The 23812-nt window shown below is 62.8% G+C and carries 19 protein-coding genes; 12 read left to right on the top strand and 7 right to left on the bottom strand.

Translation table 11 applies throughout. The annotated features are described in order from the left end of the window. Positions 1-261 precede the first annotated feature (261 nt). From metJ to UU9_RS04930, 7 genes are all read right to left on the bottom strand, one after another. A complete protein-coding gene (gene metJ, locus UU9_RS18500; RefSeq protein WP_083838918.1) occupies positions 262-843 on the bottom strand; it encodes a met regulon transcriptional regulator MetJ in 582 nt (193 codons plus the stop codon). A 555-nt stretch (positions 844-1398) separates the two neighbouring features. Further along, on the bottom strand, positions 1399-1794 hold the full coding sequence (gcvH, locus tag UU9_RS04955; RefSeq protein WP_007080625.1) for a glycine cleavage system protein GcvH: 396 nt from the start codon (positions 1792-1794) through the stop codon (positions 1399-1401). 96 nt (positions 1795-1890) lie between these two features. Further along, on the bottom strand, positions 1891-2991 hold the full coding sequence (gcvT, locus tag UU9_RS04950; protein WP_007080624.1) for a glycine cleavage system aminomethyltransferase GcvT: 1101 nt from the start codon (positions 2989-2991) through the stop codon (positions 1891-1893). Positions 2992-3098: 107 nt separating this feature from the next. Next, positions 3099-3719: an alpha-ketoglutarate-dependent dioxygenase AlkB family protein gene (locus tag UU9_RS04945; protein WP_007080623.1), complete on the bottom strand. Its 621-nt coding sequence runs from the start codon at positions 3717-3719 to the stop codon at positions 3099-3101. Positions 3720-3827: 108 nt separating this feature from the next. Then, positions 3828-5735, bottom strand: a complete 1908-nt coding sequence (gene cysN / locus UU9_RS04940; protein WP_007080622.1) for a sulfate adenylyltransferase subunit CysN — start codon at positions 5733-5735, stop codon at positions 3828-3830. Continuing rightward, positions 5735-6649, bottom strand: coding sequence for a sulfate adenylyltransferase subunit CysD (cysD, locus tag UU9_RS04935; protein WP_007080621.1), 915 nt, complete (start codon positions 6647-6649; stop codon positions 5735-5737). The genes cysN and cysD overlap by 1 nt, the downstream gene beginning before the upstream one ends. Before the next feature lie 302 nt (positions 6650-6951). Next, a complete protein-coding gene (locus UU9_RS04930; protein ID WP_007080620.1) occupies positions 6952-8349 on the bottom strand; it encodes an amidase in 1398 nt (465 codons plus the stop codon). A 211-nt stretch (positions 8350-8560) separates the two neighbouring features. Here UU9_RS04930 and UU9_RS04925 point away from each other — a divergent pair, with 211 nt between their 5' ends. The 12 genes from UU9_RS04925 to UU9_RS04870 all read left to right on the top strand — a co-directional run. Further along, a complete protein-coding gene (locus UU9_RS04925) occupies positions 8561-10168 on the top strand; it encodes an electron transfer flavoprotein-ubiquinone oxidoreductase (RefSeq protein WP_007080619.1) in 1608 nt (535 codons plus the stop codon). 57 nt (positions 10169-10225) lie between these two features. After that, positions 10226-11089 carry a phytanoyl-CoA dioxygenase family protein gene (locus UU9_RS04920; RefSeq protein WP_193385291.1) on the top strand — a complete coding sequence of 288 codons (864 nt, stop codon included), beginning with the start codon at positions 10226-10228 and terminating at the stop codon, positions 11087-11089. A 157-nt stretch (positions 11090-11246) separates the two neighbouring features. Continuing rightward, positions 11247-13235 carry a glycosyltransferase gene (locus UU9_RS04915; protein ID WP_007080617.1) on the top strand — a complete coding sequence of 663 codons (1989 nt, stop codon included), beginning with the start codon at positions 11247-11249 and terminating at the stop codon, positions 13233-13235. Positions 13236-13285: 50 nt separating this feature from the next. After that, positions 13286-15349 (top strand): glycoside hydrolase family 99-like domain-containing protein, encoded by a 2064-nt coding sequence (locus UU9_RS04910; RefSeq protein ID WP_007080616.1) that lies wholly within the window; start codon positions 13286-13288, stop codon positions 15347-15349. A gap of 101 nt (positions 15350-15450) precedes the next feature. Further along, complete coding sequence (locus UU9_RS04905) at positions 15451-16197, top strand: electron transfer flavoprotein subunit beta/FixA family protein (RefSeq protein WP_007080615.1); 747 nt, start codon at positions 15451-15453, stop codon at positions 16195-16197. Between the two features lie 123 nt (positions 16198-16320). Then, on the top strand, positions 16321-17265 hold the full coding sequence (locus tag UU9_RS04900; protein ID WP_007080614.1) for an electron transfer flavoprotein subunit alpha/FixB family protein: 945 nt from the start codon (positions 16321-16323) through the stop codon (positions 17263-17265). A 204-nt stretch (positions 17266-17469) separates the two neighbouring features. Further along, positions 17470-18207: a class I SAM-dependent methyltransferase gene (locus UU9_RS17265; RefSeq protein ID WP_007080613.1), complete on the top strand. Its 738-nt coding sequence runs from the start codon at positions 17470-17472 to the stop codon at positions 18205-18207. Beyond that, positions 18204-19325, top strand: coding sequence for a glycosyltransferase family 4 protein (locus UU9_RS04890; protein ID WP_007080612.1), 1122 nt, complete (start codon positions 18204-18206; stop codon positions 19323-19325). The genes UU9_RS17265 and UU9_RS04890 overlap by 4 nt, the downstream gene beginning before the upstream one ends. Continuing rightward, positions 19318-20244 (top strand): NAD-dependent epimerase/dehydratase family protein, encoded by a 927-nt coding sequence (locus UU9_RS04885; protein WP_007080611.1) that lies wholly within the window; start codon positions 19318-19320, stop codon positions 20242-20244. Before UU9_RS04890 ends, UU9_RS04885 begins: the two co-directional genes overlap by 8 nt. Positions 20245-20322: 78 nt before the next feature. Beyond that, positions 20323-21279, top strand: coding sequence for a lysylphosphatidylglycerol synthase domain-containing protein (locus UU9_RS04880; RefSeq protein WP_007080610.1), 957 nt, complete (start codon positions 20323-20325; stop codon positions 21277-21279). Positions 21280-21510: 231 nt separating this feature from the next. After that, on the top strand, positions 21511-22458 hold the full coding sequence (locus tag UU9_RS04875; protein WP_007080609.1) for a glycosyltransferase family 2 protein: 948 nt from the start codon (positions 21511-21513) through the stop codon (positions 22456-22458). Between the two features lie 135 nt (positions 22459-22593). Further along, a partial coding sequence (locus UU9_RS04870; protein WP_007080608.1) for a hypothetical protein occupies positions 22594-23812 on the top strand: 1219 nt, incomplete at its 3' end.

Below are 23812 nucleotides of genomic sequence, written 5' to 3'. Positions count from 1 at the left end.
TCAGCGTTCAACGTATCGTTGAGCAAGCAACGGCAGGGCCGGCACGGACGGCAACGTCCTGCGAGCGGGCCGCGCGGCGCGGGCAAACCGGAGAGAGTGGCGTCCCGACGGATTTGCGTCCAACGCACAAAACCGGGAGCCGGAAACGAAGCGTCCCGGCCAGGCCGGGACGAAGACTTTCGAAGTGCTCTCCCCGCGCTGGGCACCGCGGGGAGAGAAAACAACGATGATCGAACAACGTACAGCTTGTTTCTTGGACGCTTATTTCTTCGCTTTTGCCTTGGCGGTCTTGGTGGCCTTGACCACCCGGGCCGGTGCAGCTTTCTTGACGGCGGCTTTCTTCGGCGCCGCTTTCTTCGCGGCAACCTTCTTGACCGCCACCTTCTTCACGGCGGCTTTCTTGGCGGCTGCCGGTTTCTTGGCGGCAGCTTTCTTCGGCGCCGCTTTCTTCGCGGCAACCTTCTTCACCGCAACCTTCTTGGCAGCGGCTTTCTTCGCGACCGGCTTCTTCGCTACCGGCTTCTTGGTAGCAACCTTCTTCGCGGTGGATTTCTTGGCGGCCTTCTTGGCGGCCGGTTTCTTTGCAGCGGGTTTTTTGGCAGTGGCCATGGTTCGTCTCAGCTCCTCATCAGTTGGCAGTGGTTGCCCAGTAAAAGCGTGAAGGAACGCTTCAACCAACAAGTCGCTGTTGGTAGCGTGCCGAAGATTGTTGACCTGGCGATACGTGCGCAGATCGGACAGCTTGTGCAGTACATGAAGCGGAATCGAGACGGTGATCTTGCGTACGGCTGCCGCCTTCTCACCGTGCTCTACATAAGGCTTGATAAATTTTGATGTCGCCATGGCAACGTTCCCCGTTATCTGATGCGAAAGCTAGCCCCGAAGATTTCACCTGTCAATGGATTTTAGGCATGAAATCCATTCGGTTGAAAGGCACCGGGAAGGACTGAAAACCCGTCGCGGCAAGGGTCGCCCCACCAGGCACCCTTACTTGTCGTGGACGTCTATACGTCCATTCGAAATTTCACTGAAACAGCAAAAAAGCACTGTATTGCGCTGGATACACGCAATAAGGCGCAAGAAAGCAAATTCGAATGCCATGCTTGCCGTTGTGACAAGCATGGTATGCAACCGCTTTTTTTGGTGCTGCGCATATGAACAGAACGCCACTGAAAGTTCGTCGCGTCGTCGGTCACAAGCTGAAAAAATAATTCCGCCGGGTCGACCCTGGCGTGACGAAAACGCGACGAAGCGGGTCGTTCGGCACGCAGGAGACGAAGCGCAACACGTCATTGTCGACCGCGTTTTCGCACACACCGATCGTCGACCGACGACGTCGACGAGTCAAAAAAACGACGGCCGCATAGGCGGCCGTCATTCGTTCCGGACACGTCGCGCTCAATGATCTTCGTTTTCGATCAGGGCTTCGTAGTCGTGGGCGTCGAGCAGTTCGTCGAGTTCGGCGCGGTCGCTGGGACGCACCAGGAACATCCAACCATCACCGTAGGCGTCCTCGTTGATCGTCTCGGGCTTGTCGCCCAGCAGCTCATTGATCTCGACCACCTCGCCGGAAATCGGCGAATAGATGTCCGATGCGGCCTTGACCGATTCGACGACGGCTGTGCCGGCACCGGCCACGACGCTGGCGCCAACCTCCGGCAATTCCACATAGACCAGATCGCCGAGCTGCTCCTGCGCATGCTCGGAGATGCCCACGCGGACCAAGCCATCGTCTTCGGCGCGGGCCCATTCGTGGGACTTCAGGAACTTCAGATCACCGGGTATTTCGCTCATGGTCGGATCCAGTCAGTAGGGGTTGGGCAGAGTAACGGCGGCAATTCTAGACGCAACCGTTGTGTACAAACCGTGCCATGGGCGCGGCGAAAACGCTCAGATGCCAGGGCACGGCTGACCATCGCGGACAAACGGATACTTCACCTGCCGCACCGGCAGCTCGCGACCGCGAATGTCCACGCTGATCTCGCCCGGATCGCCGGCCGGGATGCGCGCGAAGGCCACCGCCTTGTTCAAGGTCGGGGCGAAGCTGCCGGAGAGGATTTCCCCGCTGCCGTTGGCGGTCGTTACGCGCTGGCCGTGGCGCAGCACACCTTTTTCGTCCAGCACCAGGCCGATCATCACGCGGGGTACGCCGGCGGCCTTCATCGTCTCCAGCGGGCCACGGCCGATGAAGTCTCGGCCCTCGTCCAGGGCGATCGTCCAGCCGAGGTTGGCCTCCCACGGCGACACGTCGTCGTCCATGTCCTGACCGTAGAGGTTCATGCCGGCCTCCAGGCGCAAGGTGTCGCGCGCGCCGAGACCGGCCGGGGCAACGCCCGCCTCGCTCAATGACTGCCACAACGCGACGGCATCTTCATTCGGCAACATGATCTCGAAGCCGTCCTCGCCGGTGTAGCCGGTGCGCGCGATGAACAGCGGCATGCCGTGCGGGCCCTGCGCCGCGGCCGCGGTGAACTTGCCCAGCGCTTCGATGCGCGGGCGATCCATGGCATTGAGCAGGTCGAGCACCTTGCCGCGCGCGTTGGGGCCTTGCACCGCGATCATGGCGAAGTCGGGGCGCTCCTTCACTTCCACCGCAAAAGCCTGGGCCTGCCGCGTGATCCACGCCAGGTCCTTGGCGCGGGTGCCGGCGTTCACCACCAGGCGGAAATGCGCTTCATCGAAGAAGTACACGATCAGGTCATCGATCACGCCGCCGCGCTCGTTGAGCATGCACGAGTACAGCGCCTTGCCCTGCTTCTTCAGCTTGTCGACGTTGTTGGCCAGCAGGTGGCGCAGGAACTCGCGTGTGCGCGGGCCGTGCAGATCGACCACGGTCATGTGCGACACGTCGAACATGCCCGCGTCACGACGCACCGCGTGGTGCTCCTCGATCTGCGAGCCATAGTTGATCGGCATGTCCCAGCCGCCGAAGTCGACCATGCGCGCGCCAAGTGCGCGATGCGTGGCGTTGAGTACGGTCTTTTCGGTCATGGGGAAACGGCTTGAAAGGAAGTGGCTGCATTATCCCCAGCGCAGGCATGCAATCCAAGCGCGCCTCTGGCACTGGACTTCCGCCACAACGCGCGCCACGCACGGGTTCAGCGCGGCTCGATCCAGCGGAAGGTGAGGTTGATGCGCGGGCCCACGGTGGCACGCATCTTCGGCAGATCGTGCCGGTACAGCCTCTGGGTGGCGCCGGCCATGCGCAGCACGCTGCCCGGCGGCAACAGCAGGTTCACCGTATCGGCGGGCGCGAGTTTGGCCGTGCGCGGCAAGCGCCGACGCAATTGAAAGCGCCTTTCGGCGCCCAGGCTCAGCGACGCGATCACCGGTTGGTCACCAAGTTCGGGCTCGTCATCGCTGTGCCAACCCATGGAATCGCGGCCATCACGATAGAGATTGGCGAGCACGCTGTTGAACCGGGCATCGCAGGTCTGCTGCAGGCGTTCGCGCAGGCTGGCCAGCAAAGGCGGCCAGGGGCGAGGCTCGAAGCGGGTGCCGGAATAGACATAGCTTGTGTGCGGATCGCCGATCCAGCAGCTCAACCGCGGCGCATCCACCTCACGACCGAACAGGCGCAGGCGATGGGTTTCCCACGGGATGGCCGCGTGCAGCGCGGTGAAGGTCGATTCGGCCTCATCCCCTGGCAACCACTGCGGCCACAGTGCCACGTCGGCGTCCGCGTCCAGATCCACCCGCTGCCATCCGGTCATCGTCATGGGGCGATTATCCGATGGCGGTGATCCACTGTGGGAGCGGCTTCAGCCGCGATGCTCTTGCTTTGGGGCTCCAGAGCAGAAGCATCGCGACTGAAGTCGCTCCCACAATCAGTCGACGCTGGGCGCGTTCAGGCGGGCCAGCAGTTGCCGGGTGACCTGCTCGGCCAGTTCCTCGGCGCGTTGGCCAGCGGTGATCAGGTGGATGTCGGGGGCCTCGGGCTTCTCGTACGGCGAGTCGATACCGGTGAAGTTGCGGATCTCGCCCGCACGCGCCTTCTGGTAGAGGCCCTTGGGATCGCGCGCTTCGCATTCGGCCAGCGTGGTGTCCACGAACACTTCCAGGAACTCGCCGGTATCGAACAGTTCGCGCGCCGAGCGGCGCTCGCTCTGGTACGGCGAGATCACGCTGACCAGCACGATCAGCCCGGCGTCCACCATCAGGTGCGCCACCTCGGCCACGCGGCGGATGTTCTCCACGCGGGCCTCCGGGGTGAAGCCCAGGTCCTTGTTGATACCGTGGCGCACGTTGTCGCCATCCAGCAGATAGGTGTGATAGCCCAGCACGTGCAAGCGCCGCTCCACCAGGTTGGCGATGGTGGACTTGCCGGCGCCGGACAGGCCGGTGAACCACAGGCACGTCGGCTGCTGGCCCTTGCTGGCGCCGCGCACGGACTTGTCGATGTCCATGTGCTGCCAATGCACGTTGGACGAACGGTCCAGCGCGAAATCCAGCATACCGCAGGCGACCGTGGCGTTGGTCTGCCGGTCGATCAGGATGAAACCACCCAGCGTGCGGTTGGCGGTATAGGCCTCGAACGCGATGGCATCGTCCAGGCCCACCGTGCAATAGCCCACCTCGTTGAGATCCAGATGGCGCGCGGCCAGCCTGGCCTGGCTGTTCACGTCCACCTTGTGCTTGATCGACATCACCCGCGCGTTGACCGTGCGCGTGCCGATCTTCAGCCAATAGGTGCGGTTGGGCAGCAGGGTGCTGTCGCCCATCCACAACAGGTGACAGGTGAACTGGTCGGCCACCGGCGCGGGGCGCAACGCATCGGCGATCACGTCGCCACGGCTGGCATCGATCTCGCGGTCGAGGCAAAGCGTGACCGCCTGCCCCTCGACCGCACTGTCCAGGTCGCCATCGGCGGTGACGATGCGATCGATGCGTGCGCGCTGCACGCCAGGCTGCACCACGATCTCGTCGCCGCGCGAAACACGGCCGCCACTGATGGTGCCGGCATAGCCGCGGAACGACTGGTCCGGACGATTGACCCACTGCACCGGCATGCGGAAATCGTCGGCGCGAACCGTCGCCACGTCGACCGTTTCCAGCACTTCCAGCAGGCTGTTTCCCTGGTACCACGGCATCCGCGGCGAGCGGCTGCCTACGTTGTCACCGGTAAGCGCCGCCACCGGCAGGCAGTGCACGTCGGTGATGCCCAGATCCTGCGCCAGCTGCCGGTACTGAGTGGCGATGGCTTCGTAGGTGGCCTGGTCGTAATCGACCAGATCCATCTTGTTCACCGCCAGCACCACGTGACGGATGCCGAGCAGCCCACATATATAAGTGTGGCGGCGCGTCTGCGGCAGCAGGCCCTTGCGCGCATCGACCAGCACCACCGCCAACTCCGCATTGGAGGCGCCGGTGGCCATGTTGCGGGTGTACTGCTCGTGCCCGGGGCAATCGGCCACGATCAGGCTGCGCCGCGCGGTGTGGAAGTAGCGGTACGCCACGTCGATGGTGATGCCCTGCTGGCGCTCGGCGTCCAGGCCATCGGTGAGCAGGGAGAAATCCAGCACGTCGCTGCCGTCACCGCGCTGGCGCTTGCTTTCGCGCGCCAGGGTATCGAGCTGGTCGTCCGACAGCATGCCTGCGTCGTACAGCAGGCGACCCAGCAAGGTGCTCTTGCCGTCGTCCACGCTGCCGCAGGTGATGAAGCGCAGCAGGCTCTTGGAAGCCGTGGCCGCGGCCACGGCGGCCGTGTCGATGACGATGTCAGGTTGTGCGTTCATCAGAAATAGCCCTCCTGCTTCTTGCGTTCCATCGAGGCGGTGGGATCCTGGTCGATCACGCGTCCCTGTCGCTCGGAACTGCGCGAGGTGGCCATTTCCTCGATGATGCTTTCCAGCGTGGTGGCGGAGGATTCCACCGCCCCGGTCAGCGGATAACAGCCCAGCGTGCGGAAGCGTACCTCCCGCATCTGCACGGTTTCACCGTCGCGCAGGGTGAAGCGCTCGTCGTCGACCATGATCAGCGCGCCATCGCGCTCGACAATCGGCCGCGGCTTGGCGAAGTACAGCGGCACCACCGGGATGTTCTCGCGCTGGATGTACAGCCACACATCCATCTCGGTCCAGTTGGACATTGGGAACACCCGCACGCTTTCGCCCTTGCGGATATGCGTGTTGTAGGTATGCCACAGCTCGGGCCGCTGGTTTTTCGGATCCCAGCGATGCTGGGCATTGCGGAACGAGAAGACGCGCTCCTTCGCGCGCGACTTTTCCTCGTCGCGCCGCGCGCCACCGATGGCCGCGTCGAAACCGTACTTGTCCAGCGCCTGCTTCAGCGCCTGGGTTTTCATGATGTCGGTGTGCACCGTGGCGCCGTGCGTCAGCGGCGAAATACCCTGGCGCACGCCGTCCTCATTGATATGCACCAGCACGTCCACATCGCCCGCCGCCGCCACCCCGTTGCGAAAGGCGATCATCTCGCGGAATTTCCAGGTGGTATCCACGTGCAGCAGCGGGATCGGCGACTTGCCCGGGTAAAAGGCCTTGCGCAGCAGATGCAGCAGTACTGACGAATCCTTGCCGATCGAATAAAGCATCACCGGGTTCTGGAAGCTGGCCATCACCTCGCGGAAAATGTAGATGCTTTCCGCCTCGAGATCGTCGAGATGCGTACGTGGTGCAGCGGGGATGGTCATCAGTGGGAAGCTCGACATCGGGTGGCATCGGGAAACACGCCAACAGACCCAACTGATACGCGTCCCGGGGGGCTCATCTTAGGCCAATTCGACGAATGGACGTCCAGACGTCTTTTCATATGTTAATAACACGCGGCCATATGGATAAATGCCTTGCGGCGTCGCCCGTCGACTCCGGCCTGCGGCCTACGCCCAGGGTGATCGGCTGAGGGAACCCGGGCAAACTCCGCTGAACACGACCCTCCGGAACCGATCCCCCTGAGTGTCGCGCAGCGGAATCGAAGGGCCACCGGCCGCCAACGCTACGCAATCACCGGATACGTCGGCGCGGTATCCAGCGTAGCCGCGCATACCGAGGCCAGTTCCAGCAGGCGCAGGTCCGAACCGCGCGCACCGACCAACTGCAGCCCGACCGGCAGGCCGTTGGGCAGATGCCCCATGGGCAGGCTCACCGCCGGGCAGCCGGCCAGGCTGGCGAAGCTGGTGAGGTCCGCCTGGGAGTCGGGCGCCGGGCCATCCAGCGGGAAAGCACCCTGTGGCGTGGTGGGAAGCACCAGCACGTCGACCTGGGCGAACAGGCGGCGCATCTTCAATGTGGCGGCATCGAGCACGCGGTCGGCGATGGCGTAGTCGGCGGCACTCTTCTTCGCGGCAAAGTCGAGCATGCCGCGGAAACGTGCGGACACCGGCTTGTCGGCACGAGCCAGGTCGCTGGCGAACGTGCCCAGCATCTCGGCCTCCATCAACAACAGGCCGGCGCGGCGGGTGCGGCTGAAATTCCAGTCGGCGAAATCGACGGTGCGACGGTCGCTGAGGGCGTGCGGCAGTTTCGCCATCGCCGTCTCGAACACCTCGATCACCTCGGGCTCCACGCCCACGGCAGCCAGGTTCGGCAGCAGGCCCACGCGCAGGTGGCCCGGCTCCCAATCCGGCAAGGCGAACGCCACCCGGCGGCGGCGAGAGCGTGCATCGTCGGCGTCGTAGCCGGCCAGCACCTGCAGCAGCACCGTGAGGTCGTCCGCGCTGCGCGCCAGCAGGCCGACCGCGTCGAGCCGTCGCGCCGCCGTCACCATGCCGCGGGCGGAAATCTCGCCATGGGTGGGCTTGAGCCCGTAGACGCCGCAATAACTGGCCGGGATACGCACCGATCCCAGGCTGTCCGACGCCACCGCGGCCACCGCCAGCCCCGCCGCCACCGCCGCCGCCGCGCCGCCGGACGAACCGCCCGCGGTATAGCCGTGCCGATGCGGATTGTGGGTGGCGCCAAAATGCGGGTTGTCGGTGGCGGCGCCCAGGGCGCCTTCATCCATGTTGGTCTTGCCGATCAGCAAGGCGCCGGCCGCCCGCAGCCGGGCGGTGACGTGAGCGTCGTCCTGCACCGGCGTGTCGCGATCCGGCAGGCCCGCCCGCGTCGGCCAGCCAGCGACGTCGAAGTTGTCTTTCACTGCCAGCGGAATCCCGTCGAGCCGGCCGATCACGCCGTCGCGGCGGCGACGGTCCGCCATCTGCGCCTGGTCGTGCAGCAAACCGGCGCGCACATCCACATAACTGTTGAGTTGCGGGTCGATCCGCTCGATCGCGCTCAGATAGGCATCGGCCAGCGCCTGCGGCTGGGCCCTGCCGACGGCCAGCCAGTGCAGCAATTGACACAAACTGGCGCGGCGCAGTTCGAAATCGGCGATCGGTGGCGTTTGATTCATGAGCATTCCCTTCGGATCGTGCCCTGATTATCGCCATTGAACGCAAGTCGATTGCAAGCGTCGATGCGTCTTCACGCGCATATCACGGCCCCGCCAATGGTCACGTGTTTCCGCCTGCGTTGCCGCGCAGCACGCGAAACCGGACAATACGCAGAGGTATCGCGCATCCTCGTCGCCATGCCGCCCTTCCCACTTGCTGCCGGAGTCCGCGATGAGCGAACGCGAAACCATGGAATACGACGTTGTCGTGGTCGGCGCGGGGCCGGCCGGGCTGTCGTTTGCCATCCGGCTGAAGCAGCTCAAGCCCGACGTCAGCGTCTGCGTGATCGAAAAGTCCTCGACCATCGGCGCGCACATCCTTTCCGGCGCCGTGATCGAGCCGCAACCGCTGGACGCGCTGCTGCCAGGTTGGCGCGACAACCCGCCGCCGATCTGCATCCCGGCCGGCGAGGACCAGTTTTTCCTGCTCAGCAAGACCGGCGCGCGCAAGCTGCCGCTGCCGCCGGGCATGCACAACCACGGCAACTTCATCGTGTCGCTGGGCGCGCTGTGCGCCTGGCTGGCGCCGCAGGCCGAGGCGCTGGGCGTCGACGTGTTCCCCGGCTTCGCCGCCGCCGACACCATCTACAACGAGGATGGCTCGGTCGCCGGCGTGCGCATTGGTGACATGGGCGTGGCCAAAGACGGCACGCACAAGCCCGGCTACACCGAAGGCATCGACATCAAGGCCAAGGTCACCGTGCTGGCCGAAGGCGCACGTGGCAGCCTCACCAAGCAGCTCGTCAAGCGCTTCAAGCTGGATGCGGACAGCGATCCGCAGGGCTATTCGATCGGCATCAAGGAGTTGTGGCAGGTACCCGCCGGCCGCGCCACGCCCGGCAAGATCGTGCACAGCTTCGGCTGGCCGGCCGACACGCGCACCTATGGCGGCGGCTTCATCTACCACCTCGATGGCGACCGCATCGCGCTGGGCTACGTCAGCGGTCTCGACTACAGCGACCCCAACTACAAGCCGTGGGAAGCGTTCCAGCAATGGAAACACCACCCGCTGATCAAGCCGCTGCTGGAAGGCGGCAGCATCCTTTCCGCCGGCGCGCGTGCGATGGCCACCGGCGGGTTCCAGTCCCTGCCCAAGGTGGAGATGCCCGGCGCGCTGCTGATCGGCGACACCGCCGGTCTGCTCAACGTGCCCAAGATCAAGGGCACGCACCAGGCCATCAAGAGCGGCATGCTGGCCGCCGAGCACGTGGCCGAAACGCTCGATGCCAGCGGTTTCGACGCGCGCCTGCGCGCCTCGGACGTGATGGCCGAACTGAAGAAAGTGCGCAACGTGAAGCCCGGCTTCAAGAAAGGCCTGTGGTTCGGCATGGCCAACGCCGCATGGGAAACCGTCACCGGCGGCGCCTCGCCGTGGACGCTGAAAAACAAGGCGGACTGGTCATCGCTGCACAAGCTGGGCGAGTACCAAGAGCCCGAACGCGACTACGTGCAACGCACCCTGCCCCCGCGCGACCGCCTGGCCGGCGTCTACTTCGCCGCCACCGAGCACGACGAGGACCAGCCCATCCACCTGCACGTGGCCGACACCGACATCTGCGCCACAAAGTGCGTGGAGGAATACGACAACCCCTGCACCCGCTTCTGCCCGGCCAACGTCTACGAGATGGTGGCCGACGAAACCCAGCCACACGGCAAGCGCCTGCAGATCAACTCGGCCAACTGCGTGCACTGCAAGACCTGCGACATCAAGGACCCGTACGAGATCATCACCTGGGTGACCCCCGAGGGTGGTTCGGGTCCGAATTACCAGAACCTCTGAGAAGTCGATTGCCAATGATCTCCAGCACGCGGCTACGCTCCCTCCCGGTGAACCGGCATGACTGACACCCTCTCCCAACTCATGGGGCAAGGCTATGCGGTGATCCGCAACGCCGTAACACTCCCTGCCTGCGAACTCGCGCTGGTCGGCATCGACGCGTTCAAGCGCGCGCACCCTGCGGCGATCCGCGACAACGCCAACGAACACGGCCAACTCTACCGGGTGGTGAACATGCACTTGGCGATCGATGCGCTGGCCAACGTGTTCGCGGAAAACTCCGCACTGGCCACTTGCGACGAATTCTTCGGGGAACCGGCCACGCTCTACACCAGCCTGTACTACGAGCGCGGCTCCGAACAGGCGTTGCACCGCGACACGCCGTACTTTTGCACACACCCGGCAGACCGTTACTTGGGCGTGTGGTTGGCGCTGGATGACGTCGATTCCGGCAACGGCCCGCTACGGGTGGTACCGCGCAGCCACCTGTTGCCGGCCATCGACGTGGATGCGCTGGCACGAAAACTGTTTCCCGACCCAAGCGTCATCCCCGCGATTTCCGATGCCGGCTGGAACGCCTACCAGGCCGCCGTGCAACACCAGTGCGACGAACGCGGCATGCAGGCGCAAGAAGTGCACGTGCAGCGTGGCGACGTGATCATCTGGCATCCGTCGATGTTCCATGGCGGTTCGCCGCATCGGGTCAAGCAGCGTTCGCGGCGCAGCCTCGTCATGCATGTGACGCCGCAGGGCGTACCGGTGCATCAAATCGATGTGTTCCTCAACCCTGACAAACCGGTCGCGGCGAAGGCCGCGTGGCGCTATTACCGGCATGGCCAGCGTCGGATTGCCCGCTTCCGCGAGATCGATTTCGGCCATACCCACAAGTTGCCGGTTAGACGGCTGCGCTGGCCATGGCTGTGACCGGCGTGGCGGCGACGCTCGCCCACCTGCGGGCAACATCAAGCAATGACTGGAGCCACTCACAGAGGAAGCAGCCCTGATTTCCCACCTGCGATGGCGTCTGAAACGCCTGGCCTATGTCGGTCGCCGCATCATCGCCAGCCTGGCGCTGCGCGGCGTGCGCGGCACGCTGGCACGCATCGCGCAGGAGTTCAGGCCGCACCAGGCGAACGATCCCGCGCTGCAACTGCTGCCCCTGAACGACAACCCCGACGGGCTGGTGCTGTCGTCACCGATCGCGCCCTGGGTATCGGTGATCATTCCGGCTTATGGCGAACTGCCCCACACGGTCACCTGCCTGCGCTCGATTGTGCGGCACGGCGCCGCGGCCGCATTCGAGGTAATCGTAGTCGACGACGCCTCGCCAGACGACAGCGCTCAGGTGCTGGCCCATATCGCCGGTCTGCGATTGATCATCAACCCGCACAACCTCGGCTTCATCGGCAGTTGCAACGCCGGCGCCGCTGCGGCCCGCGGCGAATTTCTGCTGTTCCTCAACAACGATACGCAGGTCACATCCGGCTGGCTCGACGCGTTGTTGCGCTGTTTCGACGAACGCATCGATTGCGGCATCGCCGGTAGCCGGCTGGTCTATCCCGACGGCCGCCTGCAGGAAGCCGGTGGGTTGGTGTTCGGCGATGGTGCCTGCTGGAACGCCGGCCGCTTCGAACCACGTGACGCGTTCGCCTGGCGTTGCCGCCGCGAGACCGATTACGTCTCCGGCGCATCGCTGCTGATCCGTCGCGAACTGTTCCAGCACATCGGCGGCTTCGATGCGCGTTACGCACCAGCCTATTACGAAGACGCCGATCTTGCTTTCGCCGTGCGCAAGCATGGCCTGCGCGTTTATTACGAGCCGGCCAGCGTGGTAATCCACTGCGAAGGCATCAGCGCGGGCACCGACCCGAGCCGCGGCATGAAACGCCACCAATTGCTCAACCAGGCAACCTTCGTGGACAAATGGGCAGCCGAACTGACCGCGCAGCCGCCTGCCGGTACGCCGCTGGAACGCGCCGTCCGCTGGCGTTCGCGCGGGCGCGTGCTGGTGGTGGATGCGATGACGCCGGAGCCCACCCGCGACTCCGGCTCGCTGCGCCTGCATGCCATCCTGCAACTACTCGACGAGCAAGGTTGGAGCACGTGTTTCATTCCCGATGACGGGCGCGCCAGCAATAGCGAAATCGCTGCACTCGGCGAACTCGGCTGTGAAACGTCGCTGGGCAACGTCCCCGGTTGGCTGCGCAAGCATGGCCGCGAACTGCATGCCGTCATCCTGTGCCGACACACGGTGGCCGGCCAGTACATCGGGTTGGTCCGTCAACATGCGCCCCGGGCGAAGCTGCTGTTCGACACGGTAGATCTGCATTTCTTACGCGAGCAGCGCGCTGCCGAATACGGCGGCAGCGCCACGCTGGCGCACCAGGCCGCCGCCTCGCAGCGCAGCGAGCTTGCCCTGATCGCCCAAAGTGACGTCAGCTTCGTGGTCAGTCCGCACGAGCAGGCGCTGCTCGCAAAGTTGCTGCCGCAGGCGCGGGTCGAACTGCTGTCCAACATCCATCCGGTCCACGGTTGCGGGCAAACCTTCGCCGGTCGCGCCGACCTGCTTTTCATTGGCGGCTACGGCCACCCACCCAACAGCGACGCGATCCGCTGGATCGCCAGCGAGATCCTGCCGCGGCTGCGTCAGGTCATGCCCGATATCCGCCTGCACGTTTTCGGCGACATGCCGGATACCGCGCGACGCGAACTCGGCACGCCTGGCCTCGAACTGCACGGGCGCGTTGCCGACCTGACGCCGTGGATGGACAGCTGCCTTGCCTCGCTGGCGCCGCTGCGTTTCGGCGCCGGCGTCAAGGGCAAGATCAACCTGTCGATGAGCCACGGCCTGCCGGTGATCGCCACCACCATCGCGGTGGAAGGCATGCAACTGAGCGACGGCATCAACGTGCTGATAGCCGACGATGCCGCCGCTTTCGCCGATGCCGTGCTGCGGCTGGCACATGACGAAGCGCTGTGGCGGCAACTGTCCGAACAAGGTCTGGACAACGTGCGCCAGCACTTCTCCGCCGCTGCCGCCGGCGCGGCTCTGCATCGCGTGCTGGATTGACCTCGGCCACCTCAACCGCGATGCTCCGGCATCACTCCCGATAGGCCGTCATGTCACCTCGCGACCTCGCCAAACGTTGTCTGTTCACCGTGCTGCGCACGGGTTTTCGGCTGACCCCGATGCCTGTCGCCACGCGTGACCGGCTGCGCCAACGGTTCCTGGAACGGCATGCCGAACTGGTGCCTCAGGGGCCGCGTGGACGGGTCGCCGATGCGTCGCTGGCCGCGCGTCGCCCCCGCCGCCACGCCGCGGGGCGCGCGATCGGTTACATGCCCCATCGCGCGGCGCCCCTGCCCACGCCGCTACCCGCCACCGTGGTGGCGTTCTACCTGCCGCAGTTCCATCCGATCCCGGAGAACGACGCGTGGTGGGGCGCGGGCTTCACCGAATGGCACAACGTGACACGGGCGCTGCCGCAGTTCGAAGGTCATTCGCAGCCCCGCCTGCCCGGCGAACTGGGTTTCTACGACCTGCGCCTGCCCGACGCCATGCGCCGGCAGATGCAGTTGGCTCGCGAGTACGGCATCGGCGCGTTCTGCAGCTATTTCTACTGGTTTGCGGGCAAGACCCTGCTTGAACAACCACTGCGGCAGTGGCTGGCCGATCCATCGCTCGACCTGCCGTTGTGCCTGTGCTGGGCCAACGAAAACTGGTCGCGGCGCTGGGATGGCCGCGCCGACGACATCCTGATCGGCCAGCAGCACAGCGCCGACGACGACCTCGCCTTTATCGAGTACATCGCCCCCTATCTGGCCGACCCCCGCTACCTGCGCGTGGACGGCCGACCGCTGCTGCTGATCTACCGTCCCGGCCTGCTGCCGGAGCCGCGGGAGACAGCGACGCGCTGGCGCGAGTGGTGCCGCAGCCACGGCATCGGCGAGATCCGGCTCGCCTACGTGCAGAGTTTCGACCGCGTTGATCCGCGCGACATCGGCTTCGATGCCGCCATCGAGTTTCCACCGAACAACATCACGCCCTCGCCCATCACCGCACGCCAGCATCTGCTCAATCCCGACTACAGCGGCGACGTACACGACTGGCGCGAACTGGCCCGACAATCCGTCGCGCAAGCCGATCCGGCCTATCCGCGCTATCCCGGCGTCAACCCGGGCTGGGACAACGAACCGCGCCGCAGCGGCCGCGGCCGCGTGTTCGCGCATGCCTCACCGCGCGGCTACCGCGACTGGCTGCGCCACGCCATCGGCACCGCGCAGCGACGGTTTCCCACGCAGCCGGTGGTCTTCGTCAACGCGTGGAATGAGTGGGCGGAAGGCGCCGTGTTGGAGCCGGATACCCGGCTCGGGCACGCCTGGCTCGACGCCACCCGCACGGCGCTGTGTCCGGTGCCGGCCACGGACACACGGCCCTGCGCCGTGCTCCACATCTGGTATCCGGACCTGCTGGATGAACTGGTCGCCGCCCTGCGCACCAGCCACGTCGACTGGCGCATCGTCATCACCACCGCCCACGAACGCGAGCAGCAAGTGCGCGAACGCGTCGCCCAGCTCGGCCTCGATGCGGAGATCGAGGTCTTCGAGAATCGCGGGCGCGACATCCTGCCGTTCCTTCACGTCGCCAACCGCCTGCTCGATGAAGGCGTGGATGTCGTGCTGAAACTGCACAGCAAGCGCTCGACCCATCGCCAGGACGGCGAAGTGTGGCGTCACGAACTGCTCGACAAATTGCTCGCTCCGGAGAGGGTCGGTGAAATTCTTCAGGCCTTCCGCGCCGATGCCGCGCTGGGCCTGGTCGGAGCCGAAGGACACCTGCAACCGCTCGGCTACTACTGGGGCGCCAACCGCGACAACGTCGCCTACCTATGCACCCGCCTCGGCATCGCCCGCGCGGACGTAGAGCACGACCGCTTTATCGCTGGCAGCATGTTCTGGGTTCGCCTGGACGCGCTGCGTCCCCTGCTGGACGCCCATCTGGACGAAGTGGAATTCGAAGCCGAAGCCGGCCAGGTCGACGGCACTTTCGCTCACGCGATTGAACGCATTCTCACCCTTGCTACGAGCGCCGCCGGTTTCAAAACCGCAGACGCTGCCAGCGTGTGCGGTCTGCCGTTGGAGCCATCTTCGGCCTCTTACCCGTATGCCCGCCGCAGCAGCTGAACCGGTACACCAGCGCCCCAACGGCAACTGATTCGCATCGGGTAGAATATCCGATTGCTAGGCAATCCAAGCGCTCGCAGGCGCTTAATAGGAAATCGCAAATGAAAATTCTGGTCGGCTACAAGCGCGTCGTGGATTACAACGTGCGCATCCAGGTCAAACCCGACGGCAGTGGTGTGGTTACCGATGGCGTCAAGCTGTCCGCCAATCCGTTCGACGACATTGCGCTGGAAGAAGCCCTGCGCCTGCGCGAGAAAGGCGTTGCCGAGGAAGTGATCGTGGTCGGCATCGGCCCGGCCAACCTCACCGCCCACCTGCGCAATGGCCTCGCCATGGGCGCCAACCGCGCCATCCATGTGACCACCGAGGACGCGGTGCAACCGCTGACCGCCGCCCGTGTTTTCCTGAAGCTGATCGAAAAGGAGCAGCCCGGCCTGGTAATCCTGGGCAAGCAGGCCATCGACGACGACGCCAACCAGACCGGCCAGATGCTGGCGGCATTGTGGGATCGTCCGCAGGCTACGTTTGCCGGCAAAGTGGAGATCGCCGACGGCAAGGCCACGGTAACGCGCGAAGTCGATGCCGGCCTGGAAGTGATCGAGGCCGAACTGCCCGCCGTGATCACCACCGACCTGCGCCTCAACGAGCCGCGCTTCATCAAGCTGCCCGACATCATGAAAGCCAAGTCCAAGCCGATCGACCTGATCGAATTCGGCTCACTCGGCGTAGAGGCACACGACCATCTGAAGACCACCCACTACGCCGCGCCGGCCAAGCGCAGCAAGGGCGTGATGGTGAAAGACGCCGCCGAGCTGGTTGCGGCATTGAAGCAGAAAGGCCTGCTGTAACCCTCATTCCGCACCGCTCCTGTGGGAGCGGCTTCAGCCGCGATGCTCTTATTCATCTCATACGACTAAAGCGTCGCGACTGAAGTCGCTCCCACAGTGAAGAAGCAAAAGGAACGCACCGACATGAGCAAGATTCTGGTTATCGCCGAACATCTGGGCGGCAAACTCAACGCCTCCACCGCGCGCGCCGTCAGCGCCGCCGCTGCCGTAAAGGGCGAGGCCATCGACGTGCTGGTCCTGTCCGACGCGCCCGACGCCGTCGCCGCGGAAGCCGCGAAGATCGAAGGCGTGAACCGCGTGCTGACCGTCACCAGGCCGGAAAACGCCCATCCGCTGGCCGCCATGCTGGCACCGCAGATCGCCAAGGCCGCCGATGGCTACAGCCACGTGTTCGCGCCCTCCACCACGTTCGGCAAGGACGTCGCCCCGCGCGTGGCCGCGCTGCTGGGCGTGGCCCAGGTCAGCGACGTGATGAGCGTGGAGGCGGCCCACACGTTCAAGCGCCCCATCTACGCCGGCAACGCCATCATCACCGTCGAAGCCGACGCCAACCACACCGTGGTCGCCACCATCCGCACCGCCTCGTGGTCGGCGGCCGCCTCGGGCACCAACACCGCGCCGGTCGAAGCACTGGCCATCGACGTTCCGCTGCCCACCCACACCCGCTTCGTGGAACTGAACCAGGGCAGCAGCGACCGCCCCGACCTGCAAAGCGCCAGCAAGGTCGTTTCCGGCGGCCGTGGCGTCGGCTCGAAGGAGAACTTCGACATCATCTACAAATTCGCCGACAAGATCGGCGCCGCCGTCGGCGCCTCGCGCGCCGCCGTCGACGCCGGCTACTGCCCCAACGAAATGCAGGTCGGCCAGACCGGCAAGATCATCGCCCCCGAGCTGTACATGGCCATCGGCATCTCCGGCGCCATCCAGCACCTCACCGGCATCAAGGACGCCGGCACCATCGTGGCCATCAACAAGGATGGCGAGGCGCCGATCTTCGAGGTGGCGGACTTCGGACTGGTGGGGGATCTGTTCAAGATCATTCCGGAGCTGGAAGCGGCGCTGGGCTGAGCGGTCGAGGCCGCTTCAGCACTCCAGGCGGCCGATCACGCCTCGGGCTGAGCGATGGTTTAGCATTAGCGCTCATTCCATCCAGGTTCGGGAAATATAAATGGAGCAACACGGTCTCGTACCGCGAGGATCGACTTCTTTGCGTGTCTTCGCCGTGCCAGTTCGGGCAGGCGCAGCAGCGAACCTCCCAAAGGAGATCCTCTGATGGGCCTGCTACACGAATGCGCGCGGATACTCAGGCGCACACCCATTCACCCCCAATGGCTATTGGGCAAACGCCAGGTACCGCAGGGCCTGAGCACGGCCAAGGGTGTCATTCTCGATATAGGCGCCGCCGACCGATGGATTGCGGCCCATCTTCCGAAGGCGGTCAATTACATTGCCCTGGATTATCCGGCAACCGGTAACGAGTTCTACGATGCCCGCCCGGACATTTTTGCCGACGCCTGTACTCTTCCCATCGCCGACCAATGCGTCGATGGTGTGGTCTGCCTTGAAGTCATTGAACACGTCCCCGATCCGGCGCTTGCGTTGAAGGAAATCGCGCGCGTGCTCAGGCCCGGTGGCCGGGCCTGGATCTCCATGCCGTTTCTTTACCCTCTTCACAACGAGCCTTTCGACTTCCAGCGATTTACGGAATTCGGTCTGCGCCGCGATGCGGCACGTGCGTCTTTGGAAGTCGTTTCGCTGCACCGATCCGGGCATGCGATCCGTGCCGCCGGCTTGGTCATGTGTCTCGCTATCGCAGGTGGCGTGGATGCCAAGAAGGGCGTTCTGAAAATCCTCCTGTTACCCATCGCATTGCTGGCGATCGTTCTTACCAATGCGGTGACCTGGTTGATGTCGCAGCTATGGCCGGACTGGAAAAACATTGCCACCGGGCATTCCCTGGAACTCCGCAAGGGCGCGGAATCGGCGACTGGCGATGGGTCCGCAACATGAAGGTCTTTTTCGTCAGCACCATGTATCCGCGCGATGCAGCCGGATACCGCGGCGTGTTCATCAGGAACATGGTGTTCGGTCTTGCTCGCGCCCCTTCGATCGAGCTGAACGTATGGGCGCCGCCCGGCGAATTGCCTGAAGGCGCCGCAAAAGCAACCACACGATCGGACAGTGATTGGCTGGGCAAGCTCGTCGATCTCGGCGGCATCTCGCACATGATGCGCAGCGGCGGCGTGCGCGCCCTGCTTTCGCCCGTTCGCCTGCTGCGGATACTGGCCGCGGCATACAGGCGGCAGCGCGATGTCGATGTCTACCACATCAACTGGTTGCAATCGGCTCTGCCGTTGCCGCGCGATGGCAAGCCCGCACTGATCACTGTTCTAGGTAATGATCTGCGTTTGCTCGGGCTTCCATTCATGCGGCCGCTGTTGCGACGTGTAATGCGCCACCGGCGGGTAGCCATCTGTCCCAATGCCGAATGGATGTGCGAACCGTTGCAGCGGGCCTTTGGCGATATTGCCGAGATCCAGCCAATCTCGTTCGGCATTGATCCGGTCTGGTACGCGATACAACGCAAACCTCTGGACCAGAGTCCGAAAAGGTGGCTGGTTGTCGCCCGCCTCACTGCGGAAAAGATGGGGCCTCTGTTCGAATGGTCCCGCTCGCTCTTTGAAGACGGGTCGCGGGAACTACACCTCTTTGGTCCAATGGAACAGACCATCGACGTGCCGTCGTGGGTGCACTATCACGGCCCGGCCGCGCCGGAACAGCTCGCCAGGGAATGGTTTCCGCAAGCCTGCGGACTCATCACGTTGAGCCGCCATGCGGAAGGGCGCCCCCAAGTCATGCTGGAAGCGATGGCTGCGGGCATGCCGATCATCGCGTCGCGGATGCCTGCGCACGCTACGGTAGTCACCGATGGGGAAACCGGCTTGTTGTGCGACTCACCGCAAAGCTATGGCGATGCGCTTGCACGCCTGGAGGATGCGGCGACCAATCAGCAATTCGGAGAAGCTGCACGCCGTCGAGTGAATGACGAATTGGGCACATGGGACGACTGCGCGCAACGCTATATCCGGGTCTACAACCGCCTGCGCGGAGATACGCACGGTGGCTGATTCCATTCTGGTTCTCGGTGCCAGCGGGTTCATTGGCCGCAACCTCACCCGATCCTTGGCAGAGCAAGGGATACCGGTGATCGCGGTAAGCCGAAGCGGCGACGTCCCCCACCATGCGCTGATCGAGCCGGTGATCGGCGACTTCCGCGAGCCCCAACAACTCGACTCGCTGCTGCAACGCAGCCGGGCCGTCGTGCATCTGGCGACGACATCCACGCCCGGTACCTCTGCCGCACGACCGCTGCATGAGGTCGAAACCAACCTCCATCTCACTGCCGCTTTGTTACAGGCTCTCCACGAGCATCCGCAGGTCGACTTGCTGTACATGTCTTCAGGAGGGTCGCTATACGCCGATACGACCACGCAGCCGTCCAGCGAATCGGCGCGGCTTCAGCCGCGCTCGTACCATGGCGCAACCAAGCTGGCCTCCGAGACGTTCATCGCGGCCTGGTGCAGCCAGTCCGGCGGCAAGGCGACCATCCTGCGCCCATCCAATGTCTATGGCCCCGGTCAGCCGGAGCGTAAGGGATTCGGTGTGATTCCCGCGGCGTTCGGCACGATGTTGCGCGGCGAGACACTGCACGTGTGGGGCGACGGATCCGCGCAACGCGACTACGTCTACATTGATGACCTGGTCGAGCTGTGCGCACTTGTGCTGACCAACCCGATGCCGGCAGGGGCGCGTACCTTCAACGCCTGCAGTGGAACAAGCGTCAGCCTCAACGAGCTCTTTGGCATCATGGAATCCGTTGCCGGCCAGCCGCTGCAACGCAGTTACGAACCCGGACGGGCGGTTGATGCCTCCTGCATCGCCATGGATCCCACCTTGGCGGCACAGGCACATGGGTGGCACCACCGAACATCGCTGGAAGCCGGGCTCAGGCAAACATGGGAGCGCTTCCGCCGTGCGACCCACTGAGCATCGTGTTACCGACTGTCCACTCGCAGGCGCTCATGTTGCGGCTCCATCTCATGCCAACCGGCAGCAACGCGCCCGATGATGAAACACATTTTCAAGGCCCTCGGTATTCTGCTGGCGCTCGCAGCCGGCGCGTATTTCGTGCTGTACGCCCACCAGGCGCTTGCCGGCAAGGATTTATCCGCCCTGCTCGACGGCAAGGTGATGCTTGCGGGAGCCTCCCTGACACTGCTTTACGCTTCGTCCATCATTACAACGGCGATTGCCTGGACACTGCTCCTTCGATCCATGAATCAGCCCGCCAGGTTCGGCCGCCTGCTCCCCATTCTCGCCACGACGCAATTCGGCAAATACCTTCCAGGTAACGTGGCTCAGCATATTGGCCGTATCGCGCTCGCACGTGGAGCCAACGTGCAGCTGCCCGCGGCCGTCTTTTCCGTAGCTTACGAACTGCTGCTGGCGCTCGTCGCAAGCGCACACATCGGTGCTCTTACGCTCCTGTGGTCGCCACCCGCCGCCCTGCTGACGTGGAAAATCACTGAATATCGGCTGCCACTGCTGGCGGCCGTCACTGCCTTTGCGGTCGCAGCCCTGTGGCTGGCGCCACGTTTCGCTGTCTTGTTGGGCCGCCTGAGGGGAGGTCAACGCGCGGAGGAAGAATCCGGACTCACGCGTCTTCACCTCGACCCCGCTACGGTCGTCGCCTGCTACGCGCTTTATGCCAGCAGCTTTGTGATGATCGGTGCCGGCCTGTGGCTGGTCGCGCACGCGCTGGCCGACCCGGCTTCGCAGGTTCCTGGCGTACTGTTCTTCGTAGGTGCATTTGCGAGCAGTTGGATACTTGGTTTTGTCGCACCGGGAGCACCGGCGGGACTTGGCATCCGTGAAGCCCTGCTCAGTGCCTGGCTAAGCGGCGTCATGGCACCTGTCGACGTAGTACTAGTCGTGGTGACGTTGCGCATCGCCACCACACTGGGTGATCTGTTGAACTTTGCGTTGGGCAGCATGTTCATGCTGCGCCGACCCGGCAACTAGTCGATCACTGAGCTGCATGCATAACCGGAAAATCCATTCGCCCAAGTCCATTTGAGGCGAAGATAAATCACCAGGACCAGACTCACCTTTTGCCCAGCAACCGCCGCAATGTCACAAGCCGATCAGCGGCAAGCGGAGAAACACGAGAGGCGTGAAGATCACGCCATCCAACAACAGAACGATGCAGAACCTGTTTCGAACCGAACGACACTCAAGCATCAAGGTGAACCCATGAAACTCATCATCCAGATCCCCTGCCTCAATGAGTCCGAGACACTGGCTATCGCGTTGGCTGACCTGCCCCGTGAAGTCGTCGGCTTCGACACGGTGGAATGGCTGATCATCGACGACGGCTCAACCGACAATACGGCAGAGGTCGCGCGCCAGAACGGTGTCCACCATGTCGTGCGCCATCCGGTAAACCGGGGCCTGGCGGTTGGCTTCATGTCCGGGCTCGATGCGTGCCTGCAGCTGGGCGCCGACGTAATTGTCAACACTGACGCAGACAACCAGTACTGCGGCGCCGACATTCCCAAGCTCACTGAACCCGTATTGGCGCACGAAGCCGACATCGTCATCGGCACTCGCCCAATAGACGAGACCGAGCACTTCTCCTGGATCAAGAAAAAGTTGCAACGACTGGGCAGCTGGGCGGTACGTATGGCCAGTAAGACCGATGTGGTCGATGCACCCAGCGGCTTTCGGGCCATATCGCGCGAGGCGGCCATGCGTCTCAACGTGTTCAATGCCTATACCTATACCTTGGAAACTATCATCCAGGCGGGACAGAGTAATCTGCGCATAGTCTCTGTTCCGATACGCACCAACGGTGATCTTCGCCCGTCGCGCCTGGTCAAGAGTATTCCTAGTTACGTCAAAAGGTCGCTGCTGACCATATTCAGGGTGTTCTTGATCTATCGACCATTAACTCTATTTTTCTATATCGGCTCAATCTTCATGCTGATTGGACTCGTCGCTGGCGCGCGCTTTATTTTCTACTATCTGGGTAATGGCGGAGAAGGCCATATACAATCGGTAATTTTGGCCTCTCTATGCGTCACGCTCGGCATGTTGCTGTATATGATGGGACTTATCGGCGACCTGATCGCGACCAATCGAAAATTGCTCGAAAAGATCCACTATCGCTTGCGGAAAAAGTCCGATAATTCATTCGATTAAATTTAAAAACCACGGGTCGGCGCCTCCGACGTCGCATCAGCCGCACACGACATTCTCTAATCGAGTAACGATCAAGCATGGCGATTGAAGACTCCCTGCTGCTCTCATATTAAAAAGATTGAGGTGAGCCTCCACATGAATACAACTTCATCCGCCGCGGACCGTTTGTGGAATAAGCAATTAATCGTCGTCACAGGCATCGCCGTCGCGGTTTACTGCTTATATTATTTTGTCTTTTGCGGCCTTCCAATAATCGGCACCCCGACGTTTCGCATTGATTACTTTGTGACCACCGTAACGAGAACTGACGGTGGCCTCATGCAATATATAATCCACTCCCGTCCGATATCTGAATTGTATGTATATTTACAAACCATATTGGCAAAGATTTTCTTTGATGGTCAAGCCAAATATATTATCTATCCGTTACAGCATATTTCGATTATCGTCTATTTTATATCGATATCAAAAGTTGTTGAATCTATATTCAAGGTCAGAATTCACGTCATCACGTTTCTAGCTGCCTGGGTGCTACTTATTACAAACCCAGGACTCATTGGCGGCGTATACAAGCTGGAAACGATTGTCGGAACGATCTCCATGTTTTTTGGGGGTCTCGCGCTGATTGCCTTGTCGCTATGGGATCGCAATCGAAAATCTTCGACGGCAGCAATTTTTGTATTGCTATACGCGCTCTCCATATTCGCAAAAGAAGATTTTATTCTTCCTCCAATATTTCTTCTCGGATGGTATATATACAGAGACGTCGAATGGAAAAAGAAGCTTTACGCCCACAGGTGGCTTCTATCATCAACGGCGCTGTTGCTTATATTTTTTGTTGCCTTCAATAAACTAATTATCCCGGGGCGATCCTTCATCGATCCGATAGAGCATGCAAAAAGCCCGTATTTCATGACGCTGAACCCCTTCAGCATGGCTAAGGTGGCACTACTCTATTTTCTCGATGAAGGCAGACACATCAGAGTTCTCAGCGTGTTCTACGTGACCACCACACTGGCCTCTTTGGTATTTTTGAAAAAATGGAAGGAGACACTGCTTATCGCCCTCATTATAGGGGGCCTCATGGCGCCATACCTGATAATGCCAAATCATATGTTCCCGTACTACGCCATCAAGTGGTGGGTATGGCAGACCATCTTCTCCTTGCTTTTCATCCAGATAATATTTGTCAAGAAGGAAGCCATAGTCGTCACGCTGATAGGTGTTGCCGCCCTCGCACCTGCGTTAATAAATCTGACTCGGCACAAGGGAATCACGTGGAATCAGAGCGCCTATTTTCGTGACCGATTCACCAAGTCGGAAAACGTCCAAAAGACGCTTTTGAACAATCGAC

The organism is Rhodanobacter fulvus Jip2 (assembly GCF_000264315.1).
GTDB classification, from domain to species: Bacteria; Pseudomonadota; Gammaproteobacteria; order Xanthomonadales; family Rhodanobacteraceae; genus Rhodanobacter; species Rhodanobacter fulvus.
The sequence above is the reverse complement of the archived record's forward strand: the minus strand, read 5'-3'. Positions and strand labels throughout refer to the sequence as shown.